The organism is Glutamicibacter sp. 363, from assembly GCF_052379505.1.
In the GTDB taxonomy this organism is placed as follows: domain Bacteria; phylum Actinomycetota; class Actinomycetes; order Actinomycetales; family Micrococcaceae; genus Glutamicibacter.
The window spans coordinates 34,658-50,092 of record NZ_JBQSYR010000023.1 but is presented as its reverse complement, the minus strand read 5'-3'; the positions used below and the strand labels follow the sequence as shown (position 1 = coordinate 50,092).

Annotated in this window: 14 protein-coding genes; 6 read left to right on the top strand and 8 right to left on the bottom strand. The window is 57.4% G+C overall.

Going from position 1 to position 15,435, the window contains the following annotated elements; all coding sequences use genetic code 11:
• Positions 1-37: 37 nt before the first annotated feature.
• The gene (locus ACT3UA_RS14225) at positions 38-709 is read right to left on the bottom strand and encodes a lysophospholipid acyltransferase family protein (RefSeq protein ID WP_096284167.1); all 672 of its coding nucleotides are present in this window, start codon (positions 707-709) and stop codon (positions 38-40) included.
• A gap of 127 nt (positions 710-836) precedes the next feature.
• Here ACT3UA_RS14225 and ACT3UA_RS14220 point away from each other — a divergent pair, with 127 nt between their 5' ends.
• The 3 genes from ACT3UA_RS14220 (at position 837) to ACT3UA_RS14210 (ending at position 3,942) form a co-directional block, all read left to right on the top strand.
• Positions 837-1,595, top strand: a complete 759-nt coding sequence (locus ACT3UA_RS14220; RefSeq protein WP_444617040.1) for an alpha/beta hydrolase — start codon at positions 837-839, stop codon at positions 1,593-1,595.
• Between the two features lie 53 nt (positions 1,596-1,648).
• Positions 1,649-2,023, top strand: a complete 375-nt coding sequence (locus ACT3UA_RS14215) for a hypothetical protein (RefSeq protein ID WP_444617038.1) — start codon at positions 1,649-1,651, stop codon at positions 2,021-2,023.
• A 107-nt stretch (positions 2,024-2,130) separates the two neighbouring features.
• The gene (locus ACT3UA_RS14210) at positions 2,131-3,942 is read left to right on the top strand and encodes an AMP-dependent synthetase/ligase (protein ID WP_096284173.1); all 1,812 of its coding nucleotides are present in this window, start codon (positions 2,131-2,133) and stop codon (positions 3,940-3,942) included.
• Here ACT3UA_RS14210 and ACT3UA_RS14205 read toward each other — a convergent pair.
• On the bottom strand, positions 3,915-4,460 hold the full coding sequence (locus tag ACT3UA_RS14205) for a hypothetical protein (RefSeq protein WP_141393479.1): 546 nt from the start codon (positions 4,458-4,460) through the stop codon (positions 3,915-3,917). The genes ACT3UA_RS14210 and ACT3UA_RS14205 overlap by 28 nt on opposite strands.
• A gap of 214 nt (positions 4,461-4,674) precedes the next feature.
• The gene (locus tag ACT3UA_RS14200) at positions 4,675-8,127 is read right to left on the bottom strand and encodes a pyruvate carboxylase (RefSeq protein ID WP_096284177.1); all 3,453 of its coding nucleotides are present in this window, start codon (positions 8,125-8,127) and stop codon (positions 4,675-4,677) included.
• 349 nt (positions 8,128-8,476) lie between these two features.
• Between ACT3UA_RS14200 and ACT3UA_RS14195 the strand changes: the two genes are divergently transcribed.
• A complete protein-coding gene (locus ACT3UA_RS14195) occupies positions 8,477-9,298 on the top strand; it encodes a ParA family protein (protein WP_444617035.1) in 822 nt (273 codons plus the stop codon).
• A gap of 82 nt (positions 9,299-9,380) precedes the next feature.
• Here ACT3UA_RS14195 and ACT3UA_RS14190 read toward each other — a convergent pair whose 3' ends face one another.
• From ACT3UA_RS14190 to ACT3UA_RS14175, 4 genes are all read right to left on the bottom strand, one after another.
• On the bottom strand, positions 9,381-9,971 hold the full coding sequence (locus ACT3UA_RS14190) for a MerR family transcriptional regulator (protein WP_096284180.1): 591 nt from the start codon (positions 9,969-9,971) through the stop codon (positions 9,381-9,383).
• A 200-nt stretch (positions 9,972-10,171) separates the two neighbouring features.
• Positions 10,172-10,654, bottom strand: a complete 483-nt coding sequence (locus ACT3UA_RS14185) for a bifunctional nuclease family protein (protein ID WP_096284182.1) — start codon at positions 10,652-10,654, stop codon at positions 10,172-10,174.
• A 40-nt stretch (positions 10,655-10,694) separates the two neighbouring features.
• Positions 10,695-11,450: a transcriptional regulator FtsR gene (gene ftsR, locus ACT3UA_RS14180; RefSeq protein WP_096284184.1), complete on the bottom strand. Its 756-nt coding sequence runs from the start codon at positions 11,448-11,450 to the stop codon at positions 10,695-10,697.
• A gap of 75 nt (positions 11,451-11,525) precedes the next feature.
• A complete protein-coding gene (locus ACT3UA_RS14175; protein WP_444617032.1) occupies positions 11,526-11,978 on the bottom strand; it encodes an FHA domain-containing protein in 453 nt (150 codons plus the stop codon).
• 175 nt (positions 11,979-12,153) lie between these two features.
• On the opposite strand from ACT3UA_RS14175, the gene ACT3UA_RS14170 reads away from it, so the two are divergent.
• Together ACT3UA_RS14170 and ACT3UA_RS14165 are read left to right on the top strand one after the other, a co-directional pair.
• Entirely contained in the window at positions 12,154-12,708 is a 555-nt protein-coding gene (locus tag ACT3UA_RS14170) for a hypothetical protein (protein ID WP_444617030.1), read from the top strand.
• Between the two features lie 29 nt (positions 12,709-12,737).
• A complete protein-coding gene (locus ACT3UA_RS14165) occupies positions 12,738-13,112 on the top strand; it encodes a DUF488 domain-containing protein (RefSeq protein ID WP_444617028.1) in 375 nt (124 codons plus the stop codon).
• 244 nt (positions 13,113-13,356) lie between these two features.
• On the opposite strand, the gene ACT3UA_RS14160 is transcribed toward ACT3UA_RS14165, so the two are convergent.
• Positions 13,357-15,246 (bottom strand): FAD-binding monooxygenase, encoded by a 1,890-nt coding sequence (locus ACT3UA_RS14160; protein ID WP_444617026.1) that lies wholly within the window; start codon positions 15,244-15,246, stop codon positions 13,357-13,359.
• Positions 15,247-15,435: the final 189 nt, after the last annotated feature.

Sequence of the window (15,435 nt, the reverse complement as noted above, 5' to 3'; positions counted from 1 at the left end):
ACACCGATTCTGGAAGTCCGGCGTATTGCGCGAACAACTATTTTTTGATTTTCTTCGGGGCGTAAACGTCAACATAGTTCTGTCCGGAAAGCTCATTGATGGCCTTGCGGATTTCGTCTGCCACGTGACGCAGCGTCTGCGGGTCATCGACCTGTTCGGCATACCTGCTGAAGTCCAGGGGTTCTCCGACGCGGATCCCGATACGGCCCGGACGCGGGATACCTTGCCCGATAGGTTGAACCCTGTCTGTGCCGATCATGGCGACCGGAATGACTGGAGCACCAGATTCCATGGCGAGTTTCGCGACCCCCAGCTTGGCTCGGTAAAGCCTGCCATCAGGCGAACGCGTGCCTTCCGGGTAGATCCCTAGCAACTTGCCTTCTCGCAGCGCACGGTTGGCGCTGTCCAGTGAGGCGGCGGAGCCTTTGCCGCCGGAACGGTCCATCGGTAGCTGATTAATATTGCGGAAGAACCAGGCGACGAAGCGTCCTTTGGGCCCTCTGCCGTTGAAGTAGTCGTCCTTCGCGAGAAAAATAACCGGGCGCTCAAGACTCGCGGGCAGGAAGACCGAATCACTGACCGACAGGTGGTTCGAGGCGAGGATCGCGGCACCTTGTTCGGGGATATTTTCGATGCCTTGGAGATCGATCTTGAAGAAGATACGCAACAATGGCCGGACCGCGAACCGTTTAAGAAAGTCGTAGAGCACGGGGTGGCATTTCCTTATTCTCGTCTTCGAACAGCTTTGCGCGGGAGACAACCGGACGGCGCCTTAGCCCACACCATACAATTGTGCACTACGCTCGACAGTGAACCGTTGAATTTTAGGGGTGCACATGATGAAAGATACTTCCTTGGTCCCGGAATCCGAGTCTGCTTCGGACGTGGCTGTATTGCTAATCCACGGTTTCACCGGCTCCACGACGGCCATGCGCCCATGGGCCGACTCGTTGCAGCGCCATGGTGTACACACGAGCGTTCCTATACTTCCCGGACATGAGACACGCTGGCAGGACCTGATCGGCCGACCCTACGGACAGTGGATCCAGGCGACGGAGGATACCTTCGATGACTTGGCGTCCGCGCATCAACATGTTTTTGTCGCCGGGCTGTCGATGGGCGGAGCGTTGGCACTGCATCTCGCATCACGCCGTAATGTCAGCGGAGTGTCTCTGGTGAACCCCGGGCTGGTCATCGATTCGCCGGTTGCTCCCTACGCGGGCTATCTGCGCCGAGTGGTTCGGACCGTCGCTCCGATAAGCAATGACATTGCTTATCCCGGGGCCGACGAGAATGCCTACGAACGGACGCCGGTTGCGGCAGTACATGAGGTGTACAAGCTCTTCGCGCAGACGCGTGCTCGGCTGCCATTGGTGGCCGCCCCAGTACAGTTGCTCCGTTCCGCCGTGGACAACGTGGTTTCGGATGCATCCGTTCATGCCTTGCTCAACGGGCTCGGGCCGGGAATTCTGCGCGAGCGAATTGCGTTATCACGTAGTAGGCATGTGGCGACATTGGATTATGATGCGCCGAAGATTTTCAAAGAATCGCTGCGCTTCATTACTGACGTCGCGGCACGGGAAGAGGCCCAATGAGCCCTGCAGAGAACGAGCCTTCAAAAGCCGAGGACCCGCGCTGGGATCAGTTGGTGGAGAATTTCAAAAGTCTCGACGCGCAAGCTCCTCGCGAGCCAAGCGCTGCCGAACGTGCCACCCACTTGGACAAGCTGTTTAACACCGGGCCGCTCGCTCGCGGACCACGCGACTATGAACCAGTCGATACTCCCGACGAATTCGTTCCTGAAGAGCCAGCCGCGCTGGGCAGTGGCGATCCAATGTTGAATTTGGCATGGGTAGGCGCCGCCGGCGGACCCTTTGGATTGCTGTTTTGCGTGATCTTTTTCCGAAGTGCACCGGGGTTTATTTATCTCGGTTTGGCCGCGGCGGCGATTCTTGGCATTTTTTACCTGCTGCGAAGACTACCGACTCAGCGCGATCCGGGAGATGATGGGGCAAAGGTCTAATCGACTTGGAACACTGCAACGGCTACGTTACTATCGAGTAATATAAATGTGACGCAGCTTACGAGGCGTTATAACCTAGGACACTTACCACAGGAGTTGAGTACCAGATGCGCGAATTTAGCTCGCCACTTCGCATCCACTCGCCGGAAAATTCGAACATCACCGATCTGCTCCTACGACATGCAAATTCGGCAGCGAATCCTGCCTTATTCTCCGTGCCGACCGCCAGTGGGGCTTGGCAGGACATCACCGCATCGCAGTTCGCAGCCGATGCCTCGGCCATCGCGCGTGGTTTCATCGCCTCCGGCATTGAGCAGGGCTCACGCATCGGGCTCATGGCCCGTACCCGCTATGAGTGGACACTCGTTGACTTCGCTATCTGGTACGCGGGATGCATCACCGTGCCCATCTACGAAACCTCCTCCCCCAGCCAGGTCGCTTGGATCGTCGCCGATTCCGAAGCCTGTGCCATGGTCGTTGAATCGCCCAACCACGAAAACGTCGTCCGTCAGGCGGCCCATCAAGAAACCCTCGAATCCTTGGACAACATCTGGCAATTCGAAGGTGGCCTCGATGAGCTGCGCAAGGCAGGCGAAAATGTTAGTGACGAAGAGTTAGAAGAACGACGCACCTCGGCCACGCTGAACGACGTGGCCACCCTGATTTACACCTCGGGCACCACCGGACGCCCCAAAGGTTGCGAACTTACCCACGGAAACTTTGTTGAGCTATCCGAAAATGCTGCAGCTGAACTTCCGCAGTGCGTATATCCGGGTGCCGCGACGATCATGTTCTTGCCGCTGGCGCACGTGTTCGCCCGGTACATCTCGGTACTTGCAGTTTCCGCCGGTTGCCGCGTGGGACACACCCCGGATGTCAAAAATCTCTTGCCTGATTTACAATCATTCAAGCCAAACTTCATCCTCGCGGTGCCGCGAGTCTTCGAAAAGGTCTACAACTCTTCGATGCTCAAGGCCGAAGACGCCGGCAAGGGCAAAATCTTCCATGCCGGCGTGGATGTTGCCGTTGCATATTCCAAAGCCCAAGGCGCCGGCAAGGTTCCACTGGTCCTTAAGCTAAAGCACAAGCTGTTCGATGCCCTGCTGTACAGCAAGTTGCGCGCAGCGATGGGCGGAAACATTCGCCATGCAGTCTCCGGCGGTGCACCACTAGGAGAACGCCTCGGTCATTTCTTCCACGGGATCGGGCTGACTGTCCTCGAAGGCTACGGGCTGACCGAGACTACGGCTCCGATCACCGTGAACACCATCGATCGCATCAAGATCGGCACGGTGGGCCCACCGCTGCCGGGCAACGCTGTGCGCATCGCAGAGGATGGCGAGATTCTAGCCAAGGGCATCTGTGTCATGCGCGGTTACCACAACCGCCCCGAGTTGGAAGCCGAAACCTTCGTCGACGGCTGGTTCCGCACCGGAGATGTTGGCGAGCTGGATGCCGACGGATTCTTGAGAATCACCGGGCGCAAGAAGGAAATCATCGTTACTGCCAGTGGCAAGAATGTAATTCCTGCACTGCTTGAGGACCAGATTCGCGCCGATTCGCTGGTCTCCCAGTGTGTTGTCTTAGGCGATGGCCGGCCGTTCATTTCGGCTCTGGTCACCTTGGACCCAGAGGCATTGCATGGTTGGTTGGAGCGCCACCAGCTCGATACCGCCCTGACCGTGGAAGAAGTCAGCAACCTCGACCAGGTAAAGACCCATGTGCAGAGCCTCATCGACAAAGCCAATACCTCGGTCAGCCGGGCAGAGGCGATCAAGGCCTTCCGGATTGTCCCAACGGACTTCACCGAATCCTCCGGACATCTGACCCCTTCTATGAAGATCAAGCGCGCCGTGGTCTTCAAGGATTACGAAGCCGTCATCGACGAAATCTATTCGGCAGATAAGCCTGTCGCATAGTTCAATACAGCGTTGGCAAGTTCCCACGATTCGTGGGATGCAGCGGCCCAGGGCAACCTGCGGCCGCTTTGCTGTGTCTGTTCGGCAAAATTCATTGGGAGCACAACCCGTTCGAAGACCGGCGCCGGGGTGGCAGACGTTCTCGCGCCGAGCTGCACGTACACCAGGTTCTCGGCCAATGCCGTTCGGCCGTTGAGCAGTAGCCACTGCACTAGCTCCATCAGTGCAGGCTCTGCAGTTGCGGAGCCATCGCCCACCACAACCAGCACGTCGGCCTCGTTGAAGCGTCCGGCAAGGGCTGCCTTGACTCGTTCGGGACCCGCGACGCGGACCTGCGAGTTCAGCGTCAGCTGCGCCAACTGGCCTTCAAGGAACACGGCAAGTTCTGCAGCCGGTAGGGTCGCACTAAGCGCGAAGACGGTAATTTTCAAGTTCTCCCGCACCTTGCCCGCCGCGATGGCTTTCGCCCGCAACGCGGCTGGCTTCAGTGTCGGACCTGACTTACGCGCTATCCTCATGTCACTCCTTGAACAAGAATTTGAGCTCTCCGGACTTCTTGGTGAAACCGAAGCCGTCAGAGAGCATAGTGCCACAACTGCCCGTTGGTGCACTACTCCAGTGGACCGCGCCCAAGCGCATTGATGCCAATGTGCAAAAGGTGTGGCCCCAAGGACCAGTTCAATGTCCCCGAGGCCACACCTATTGCTCAGCGAACGCTGCGCCTTCGTTGACTTACTTGGGTTCGATGACGAGCAGCAGGTCGCCGCCCTGCACCTGGCTGGTTCCGTCCAACGTTACCTGCGAAACGACACCCGAAGCGTTGGCCGTGATGCCAGCTTCCATCTTCATCGCTTCGATGGTTGCTACCGATTGGCCTGCTTCGATCAGGTCGCCGACCTTGGCGTTGACCGTCACGGCACCGGCGAACGGTGCCGCCACGTGGCCCGAATTGGTCGGATCGGCCTTTGGCGCACTCTTCACCGTCGACTCGACCGATTCGTCACGCACCTTGATCTGGCGCGACTGGCCATTGAGCGAGAACACCACGGTGCGCAAGCCCTTCTCATCGGCCTCGGATACCGAGATCAGCTTCACCAGCAGGCGCACACCGGTACCAAGGGACACCACGCGCTCGACCTCTGGGGTCAGGCCGAAGAGGTAGTCGCGGGTGTGCAGCACGGACAGGTCGCCGTAGTTCTCCACGGACTTCTCGAAGTCGCGGGTCGGCCCGGCAAAGAGCAAGCGGTTCAAGGTCGAGCGGATCGTCTCGTCATCGGCATTGAGCGCCGCCGAATCTTCGTCCGACAGCTCTTCAACCCGTGGGCGCACACTGCGGCCCTGCAATGCCTTGGTGCGGAATGGCTCTGGCCATCCTCCCGGAGGATTGCCCAGCTCACCCGAGAGGAACTGGATGACCGAATCCGGGATGTCGAAGTTCTGCGGATTGGCTTCGAAATCTGCCGCCGGTACGCCGGAGCCGACCAGCTGCAATGCCAGATCGCCAACGACCTTGGAGGACGGGGTCACCTTGACCACGTTTCCGAGCATGGCGTTGACCGAGGCATACATGGATTCGATGGCCTCGAAACGCTCGCCCAGTCCCAGTGCGATGGCCTGCTGACGAAGGTTCGAGAGCTGTCCACCCGGAATTTCATGCTGGTAGACGCGCCCGGTTGGTGCAGGCAGTCCGGATTCGAACGGCTTGTACATCGCGCGCACCGCTTCCCAGTACGGTTCCAGCGAAGCTACCGCGTCCAAGGAAAGCCCTGAATCGCGTTCGGTGTGCTCAAGCGCTGCCACGAGGGCGGAGGCAGAAGGCTGGCTGGTGGTGCCGGCCATCGCAGCCGAAGCCACATCCACTGCATCCACGTCGGCATCGATCGCTGCCATCAGGGTAGCAAGCTGTCCGCCAGAGGTGTCATGGGTATGCAGGTGAACCGGCACATCGAAGCGTTCGCGCAACGCGGTGACCAGCTTCTTTGCGGCGGCCGGACGCAGCAGTCCTGCCATATCCTTGATCGCGATGATGTGTGCACCGGCATCGATGATCTGCTGAGCCAGATTCAGGTAGTAATCAAGGGTGTACAGCTTCTCGTTGGAATCGAGCAGGTTGCCGGTGTAGCACAGGGCCACCTCGGCGACGGCGGTTCCGGTTTCGCGCACAGCCTTGATGGCCGGAGCCATCTGCGAGACATCGTTCAACGCATCGAAGATGCGGAAGATGTCGATGCCACTCTTCGCGGCCTGCTTTACGAACGCGTCGGTGACCTCGGTGGGGTACGGGGTGTAACCTACGGTATTACGGCCACGCAGAAGCATCTGCAGCGGGATGTTTGGCAGTTCGGCACGCAGCAGCTCTAGACGCTTCCACGGATCTTCGCCCAGGAATCGAAGCGAGACATCGTAGGTCGCGCCTCCCCAGACTTCCATGGAGAACAACTGCGGCACGGTATGGGCGTAGGCAGGCGCAGCGGCGAGCAGATCTCGGGTACGCACGCGAGTGGCTAGCAATGACTGGTGTGCGTCGCGGAAGGTGGTGTCGGTAACACCCACGGCCTTCGCGTCGCGCAGCGCCTTGGCAAAACCTTCAGGACCCAGATCCAACAGCTTCTGGCGCCAGCCTGCTGGAGGTGCTACCGATTTCGAAGGGCCGTCGAATGGCGAACGCTCCGGCTCGGAGGATTTGTCCCCCGGGAAGCTCGGAAGCTTCTTGCGTGGATCGATGCCATCGATGCGTTCGCCGTTAGGCTTGTTGACGGTCACGTGAGCCAGGTAGTTCAGTGCCTTGGTGCCGCGGTCCTGAGATTCGTTACCGGTCAGCAGATCCGGGCGCGAGTCAATGAAGTCGGTCGCGACGTCTCCGGCGATGAACTGTGGATCGTTGAGAACATTCTGGATGAACGGAATGTTGGTGGCGACACCACGGACGCGGAATTCGGCCAGCGCACGGCGTGCGCGTGCGACGGCGGTCTTGTAGTCGCGGCCACGACAGGTGAGCTTAACCAGCATGGAGTCAAAGTGCGGGGAAACCTCTGCGCCTGCGTAGATGGTGCCGCCATCAAGACGCACGCCGGAACCACCAGCAGAACGGTAAACGGTAATGGTTCCCACATCTGGTCGGAAGCCATTTGCCGGGTCCTCAGTGGTGATGCGCGACTGCAGTGCCCAACCACGAACCTGGATGTTGTCCTGGCTGATCTCAAGATCGCTCAGCGATTCACCGGAGGCGATACGCATCTGAGCCTGGACGAGGTCAATATCAGTGACTTCTTCGGTCACCGTGTGCTCCACCTGGATACGCGGGTTCATTTCGATGAACACGTGCTGTCCTGCCCGCTCACCGACGGTGTCGACCAGGAATTCGACGGTACCAGCGTTCTGGTAGCCGAGGGTCTGCGCAAACTTCACTGCGTCACGGAACAGCGCCTGACGGATGGACTCATCCAGGTTCGGCGCCGGAGCGATCTCGACGACCTTCTGGTGACGGCGCTGCAAGGAGCAGTCACGCTCATGCAGGTGCACCACGTTGCCCTGCTCATCGGCGAGGATCTGCACCTCAATGTGACGCGGGCGAAGGACTGCCTGCTCAAGGAATACGGTCGGATCGCCAAAGGCGGTACCGGCTTCGCGCATTGCCGCACCCATTAGCTCGGGAAGGTCTTCGCGCTTGTCGACACGGCGCATGCCGCGGCCGCCACCGCCGGCAACTGCCTTGACGAAGATCGGGAAGCCAATGCGGTCGGCCTCGGCTAGGAGGAAGTCAACGTCGTCGCTCGGTTCGGAGGATTCCAATACCGGGATGCCGGCCTTGCGCGCTGCCTTCAGCGCAGCGACCTTGTTTCCGGCCAGTTCAAGCACGTCCGCCTTTGGACCGATGAACTTAATGCCGTTTTCTGCAGCCTTGCGGGCCAGGTCTGGGTTCTCCGAAAGGAATCCGTAACCTGGGTAAATCGCGTCAGCGCCGGCTTCTTTGGCGACGCGGACGATTTCGTCAATGTCCAGGTAGGCGCGAACCGGGTGGCCCTCTTCGCCAATCTGGTAGGACTCTCCAGCTTTCTGGCGGTGGATCGAGTTACGATCTTCATATGGGTAGACGGCAATTGTTTTTGCGCCTAGTTCGTAACCAGCGCGGAAAGCACGAATTGCAATCTCACCGCGGTTGGCGACCAAGATTTTCTCAAACATAGTTTCCCTACATCGATTCAGCACACCCATTTGGAAGACGGGGAAGCGTCCTTCGTGGGACGCTTCGTTCCCATTTTCCTGGGTGTAGGGCCTCGCATAACGGATATTTTTAACCGCTGCTGTGGATACCCTACCGTGACGGGGTGCACAATTACCAAACATTTCGCTCAGTGGTCTGACCACATGACTTACTAGCGTCTGCATACAGTTTTTATGACATGGTTACATCCGTGCTAAAAATCCCACGTTGCGGAGTCGGGGAAATACCGCGTGGCACACTATGATAAAGAGAGACTAAATATTCGGTGGGACGTTTAATCAGCAAGCAGTGAAAGGCGTGGTCTGGTCCGTGCATGTAGTGAGCATCAGCAGCCTCAAGGGTGGCGTAGGAAAAACCTCCGTAACACTCGGATTGGCCTCAGCAGCACTCGCAGCCGGAATTCCGACGCTCGTGATCGATTTAGATCCGCATGCAGACGCGAGCACCGGCTTAGGCGCCCGAGCCAACGGCAAACAGCCAATTGGGCAAATGCTCAAGAATGTTCGTCGTGCGCGACTTCAAGATAATGTCGCAGCCAGCGCATGGCAGTCCAAAGCTGCCGAAAAGAAATCGCGCACACGAATTCCGGTACTCGATGTCGCCGTGGGCGACGCGTTCACCGGAATTTATGATCGCCCAGATCTTCGTACTCGAGATTTGCGCCGTCTCTCGCAGCTATTGAGCCGCACCAGCGGATACCAGCTAGTACTTATCGATTGCCCACCATCGCTTAACGGTCTAACCCGCATGGCATGGAGCGCTTCAGATCAGTTATTGCTCGTCGCTGAGCCAAGCTTGTTCTCAGTAGCTGGAACCGAACGCACACAGCGCGCGCTTGAACTCTTCCGCCGCGAATTCGCTCCGTCCCTAGGCCCGGTTAGCGTCGTAGCCAACCGCGTGCGCAAGGATTCAGCCGAGCATACGTTCCGAGTCAACGAGATGCGCCAGATGTTCGGCGATTCCATGGTGAAGCCGGAGATCCCCGAGCACCCAGAATGGCAACAGATTCAGGGCGCAGCATATTCAGTGCATCAGTGGCCAAGCAAAGCCACTGCCCCAATGCTTTCTCAGTTCGATGCGCTACTCAAGGACCTCATGTCCTCGGCGCCGACGCAGAACGCACAGTCCTAGGGTTTAGAAACAAGAAAGCTTCGGCTCGAACAAACTTATGGAAGTTTGTTCGAGCCGAAGCTTTCGCAATTCTAGGTACTATTCAGCTAACGTTACGGGCGGCCTTGGCAGCGCGTCGGGAAGCGAGCTCATCGGTGACCAACTGGTCCCCCGTGCTTTCCGATGGCAGCATTGCCAACGTTCCTTCAACTTCGCGCCATACTCGGCCAACGGCGATACCGAAGACACCCTGACCGGCCTGGACCAGGTCTATGACTTCGTCGGCACTGGTGCACTCGTAAACCGAAGCGCCATCGCTCATCAAGGTAATCTGGGCCAGATCTTCCACACCACGTTCGCGGAGATGGCTTACCGCTGTGCGGATCTGCTGCAGCGAGACGCCGGTGTCCAATAGGCGCTTAACCACTTTCAGGACCAGGATATCGCGGAACGAATACAGGCGCTGAGTACCGGATCCTTTGGCTTCACGGACCGCCGGTTCAACCAGACCAGTACGAGCCCAGTAGTCCAGCTGTCGGTAGGTAATCCCGGCAGCCTTGCATACAACTGGTCCCCGGTAGCCGGCATGTTCATCCAGCTCGGGCAGATCATCAGTGAAGAGCAAACCTTGGGTATTGGATCGCTGAACGCCACCGGTGGTCCCATGGCGAGGACCGGTCTGGCTAGACTCCATCCAAATACTCCTAGCGTGTAAGCTCATTCAATTGAGAGGCCAGAGAATTTCATGCGACTGACCGGTGCGAGTGATGACGAACCTAGTATCGGTCAACAGGAATTTTCTCTATGCTTCGACGGTACGGCTATAAGGGGCGTTGGTCAAAGACCTTCAAGCTTAACTTTAAGGCGTGTCGCAAATGGCAGGCCGAAGACCAGCTAAGCCGAGAAATCTTCGGGGTCAATATTGTCAAGGAACTCTCTGAATTCACGCATTTGTTCCTCGGGAAGCTCTTCGTCTTCGGACTCGATTTCGATGGCGACCCCCGCTGATTCCATGACTTCTTCGGTGCACAGGATCGGGCATTGCGTACGTACCGCCAGCGCAACTGCGTCAGAAGACCGCGAGTCGACGCGCTTGCCGTTGGACAGCACCAACTCGGCGGTGAAAATTGCGTTCTGCACCGAGACGATCTCGATTCGCACAAGTTTAATTTCCAGAGCTTCGAGCATGTTAACTATCAGATCGTGAGTCATGGGTCGTGGCGGGGTGAGCCCCTGTTCCGACATTGCGATAGCGGATGCTTCGGGTGCGCCAATCCAGAGAGGGAGATACAAATTCTGCTCATGACGCTTAAGCAGTAGCAGCGGCTGATTCGATGGAAGCTGAATCCGGATACCGGCAAATTCTAGTTCAAGCATGCACTCCCCCTAGCGTTGCGAACTCGTTCCTGCTATCAGCCTAGCGATCAAGCTGCGAAATCGCACGCTGTACGAGCGCTTCATGAAGTTCTAGGCACTGTCGCGAGATTTCTTGAGCTTCTTCGGTTGCCCGAGCGCGCGCGGAGACCTCAGGCTTTTTCAAGTCCGCACCAATAATGGACTCGATCAAGGAGAACTCGCGTTCTGCAGCGGTACGGAACTGACGAAGGTGGCGAGGCTCAATACCGTGATGGGAGAGATCAACGGCGGACTTGGTGACCCGCACGCCGTGGACATCGAAGTTGCCCGATTCAGGCTCGATCAGGCCAAAGTTAATTAGCTCGTTGACGAGCTCTTCGCTGGCTCCGGTAAGCCCCTGAAGTTCCGCTAGGGAGACGGGACGTGAATGACGGTCGACTGCCTCAACCATGTCGCTATTGACTGCCTGCGGTGCTGTGGGCGCGCCACCGGGCAATGCCGCGGGAGCTTCACCACGGTCAATGGCATCGAGGTGGTCCTTGATGACCTTGAGCGGAAGGTACTGATCGCGCTGTACAGAGAGGATGAATCGAAGTCGACTCACATCGGAGGCGGAATATTTCCGATATCCGGCCGAGGTACGCTGCGGGATAATTAGTCCCTTGTCCTCCAAGAATCGAATCTTGGAGGCAGTCACCCGTGGGAATTCGCCTTTCAGTTCAGAGAGCACCTCGCCGATATTCAGTGCTGCCACCCTCACGTTCTCGTGGCGTACTGCCTCGAGTCGTGGGCTACGGGCTGCATCAAAGATTGGCAAAGGAGAATCTCCTCAAGTAGTTAGGCGGCATGACAGCCGATTGAGAGGCTGCCAGGAGACTAGTTCTTCACTAGTTTAAACGTTAGGTACGCTCTGGTAGAAATTCAGACGGAACTTACCGATCTGCACCTGTACCGCGTTGGCCAAAGTCACCGAGTCGATACGGTCGCCGTTGATGTAGGTTCCATTCAACGAACCAATGTCGGTGAGCTTGAAAACGTCGCCAACGCGCTCAAACTTTGCGTGCCGTCGAGAAACCGTGACATCGTCCAAGAAAATGTCCGCATCCGGGTGGCGACCGGCAATGCTGGAATTGGTGTCCAGCAGGAAGCGGGCTCCCTTATTTGGTCCCGTATGGGCAACCAGTAGCGCAGATCCCGCAGGAAGTGCTGAGACCGCAGCGCGTTCGTCCTCGGACAGCGGATAAATTACCGACGGCTCTGCAGTCTTGTGAGCTGCCGGCAAGGAGATATTGGTCGTTTCGGAGGCAGACTCGTTGTGCGGGTCAACCGGCCCATGTTCAGACATTTGGGGTCCTCCAAGAAAATTTGCTCTCAAGCTCGCGCTTGACGACCTTCGGTTAAACGGGAGTTTGGTGGTTTGCACCAGACTATCTCCAGATTAGCCTACTCAACGCTCAAGAGATAACACGAAATTACACATTTTCAATGCTTGGCATGCTCAAACGTGCAATGATTCCTGCATGGAAGAGAATTCGAATGCCACTGCACCGGCAACACGCGGAGAATCCGCGCCTGCCAATAAGCGTTCAAACTGGAAACTACGGCTCATACTAGGTTCGCTTGCAGTTATCACGATCTTGGCAATCTATGCGATTGCTACGATTTTTATGCCAGTTTGGTGGGCAACTCGAATTTCAAGCCAAAATATTGGATCGGCCACCGGAGGCTGGATTTCGGGGTTCTCGCTCGGGTTTGTCTTTACGTTGATCCCGCTGCTCGTGCTGTGGCAGGTTCGGTTCCGCAAGTTGAGCTGGCGATGGCGCGGAGTTATTGCGGTCCTGGCAATCATTCTCGCACTGCCTAATTGGCTAACGCTTGGAATCTTCTGGAACGGCTCGGATGCCGCGCAGAAGGCTCAGGCAATTTTGAATACTGGCGCGACCTGGTTCGGTGGCGCCACACTTGTTGGAGCCATCGGCGCCGCAGCCATCTTCTTGGTCATCTTCATTACCTGGATGATCTTGCGTCGACGGGGAACGCGCGTCAAAGACCTGGAGGCGCGCCATGAAGCATAGCGCCGCTCCGGCACACGCGATGAAGCTCAATGACCGAAAATAACGTGACTGATATTCGACTCAAACGCGCATACATCGACGCTGAAGCATCCGACGGATATCGGGTCCTGGTCGATCGTTTGTGGCCACGCGGGCAAACCAAAGAGAAACTCTGTGTGGAGCGGTGGGCCAAAGGCATCGCACCGTCAAATGAACTACGCAAGTCTTGGCACCACGATCCGGCGCGATTTGATGAGTTTGCAGAGCATTACCGTCAAGAGCTAAACCAGAATCCGACTATTGACGAATTCTTGGAGCTGGTCGCCGAACAACCAGTCGTTACCTTCATCTACGCGGCAAAAGACGAGGAAGTTAATCACGCGGTGGTACTTCGTGACTTTCTTCTTGCACAGCTGAATCAGTGACCTCATCCCGGGTCGAGGCTGGCGGAACAAAACATACACCATCAACACACGCCATATCGGACTCCGAGACTTGCTGCAAATCAAATTTGAATTCCATTGTGCTCCCCAAACGGTGGCGGTTCTTAGCATAGAGAACAGCAATCAAGATCTGAATATTCCGGTAGCAATGACGATTGCCCCGCCACGTGATTCGTGACGGGGCAATCATTGACCTTGGGTAGTCTGGTCAGGCTTCGTGAGCAGCCTAGTTCTTCGGAACCAGAACACCGTCGAAGAAGGTCGCCAGCTCGGCCGTCGCATCCAGCGGCAGGATATTAGCAACGTACTGATCAGGGCGGACGATCACAATGGCACCGTTAGCCGAGATGTCACGCTTCGCGTAGATATCCGAGCCATCGAGCACCGCGTAGACCTTCTCGTAGTCCATCAGCCCGAACTTGCCGCTGTTGGGACGGAAGACCTTCGGCGCGTCATTGAGGTTGAAGGTGGTGTAGTCCTGCTGGAAGACGACCTTTACGTCGAAAAGTGAATCAATATCGGCACCAGCCGGGGTGAACTTGACGATTGGTGATTCTGGCGATTCAAGCAGCCACTTCGACAGGTTGGTCACCTTCGAATCGGCGCCGGCCACAGCCTGGTCGGCGAACACGTAGATACGGTATCGACCGTCTGCGCGGTGGTGGTGGCCCAAGTGCACAGGATTGTTGTCACCTAGGCGCATGACCTCAGATGATTTGAAACGCTTGCCGATAGGGAAACCCTTGGCCAAGTCCTGATGATCTTTTTCGCCGGTCAGAATCGAGGGCTGGTATTCGGTCATGAAGCCTGCAGGGAATTCGGCGGTACGCACATAGAACTCAGCGATACCTTCCTTGCCTTCAAATTCTTCAGGCTTGGCCGCCATCAACGAGGACCACTCCTTATCGAAGTCGATCAGGTTCTTTGCGATGACCTGGCGCTCGCCCGAATAGGTGCGCAGCAGCTCTTCGGGAGCCCGTCCGGACAGCACGTAGCCGAGCTTCCAAGCGAGGTTGAAACCGTCTTGCATGGACACGTTCATGCCTTGGCCGGCCTTGGCCGAGTGGGTGTGGCAAGCGTCGCCGGTGATGAAGACGCGTGGCTCCCGAGTACCGATCTCTTCGACCTGGACATCGTCGAAGCGGTCCGTCAGGCGGTGGCCAACCTCGTAAACGCTATTCCACGCAACGTCTTTCACCTCAAGCGTGTAGGGGTGCAGGATCGCCTTGGCGTGCTCGATGACCTGTTCCAAGGTGGTTTCACGGACCTTGCCCTTGTTGTCTTCTGGAACCTCGCCTAGGTCCACATAAAGCCGGAACAAGTTGCCACCCTCGCGAGGGATCAGCAATATCGAGCCAGCCTGGGAGTGGATGGCGCATTTGGTGCGAATGTCAGGGAAATCGGTCAGCGCGAGAGTGTCCATAACGCCCCACGCATGGTTTGCTGCGCCGCCGGCGAGTTGCGCGCCGATGGAACGACGCACGCCGCTGCGGGCTCCGTCCGAGCCAACGACGTACTTGGCACGCACAACGCGTTCTTGGCCCTTGGTCTCACCATCGGTGGAAATCAAGGTGGCCTTGACCGGGTATTCCTCCCCGTCGTGGACTTCGAGGGTCTTGAACTCCCAGCCGTAGTCCGGGGTGATTCGTGCTGGAGAATTCTTTGCGTAGTCGGCAAAGTAGTCGATGACGCGAGCCTGGTTCACGATCAGGTGCGGGAATTCGCTAATGCCGTGCGCGTCATCGGGCGTGCGGGCGCCGCGGATGATGTTCTCCGGGTTCTTCGGATCCGGCTCCCAGAAGATGGTTTCCTTGATCTGGTAAGCCTCGGCGGTGATGTGTTCAGCAAAGCCAAAGGCCTGGAAAGTTTCGACACTGCGCGCCTGGATACCGTCGGCCTGGCCGATTTCCAGACGGTGCGGGCGCCGGTCGATAATGCGCGTGTGCACCTCGGGGAACTGCGATAGCTGCGCAGCGGTGATGATACCGGCGGGACCAGCACCGACGATCAATACGTCCATCGTGTCCGGAAGGTCGGCCGGTCGGTCGAGACCGGTTCCGGCGGCCGGTTCGATGCGTGGGTCGCCCGATACATATCCATTGTGGTGAAACTGCACAGCTTCATCCTCACTTCTCTGTGAACGCTCTGGCTCAAAACTTATGTGTTCGATAATCGAACATTAGATTCGCATATCGCACACTAACTATAAGTGAATTGTGAACGTCGACACAAGCTGAGATTGCGTACATCTCATCTTTGCCTAAGTCATAGGCTCAAAATCTACGCCGATAAAGCACTTCTGGAT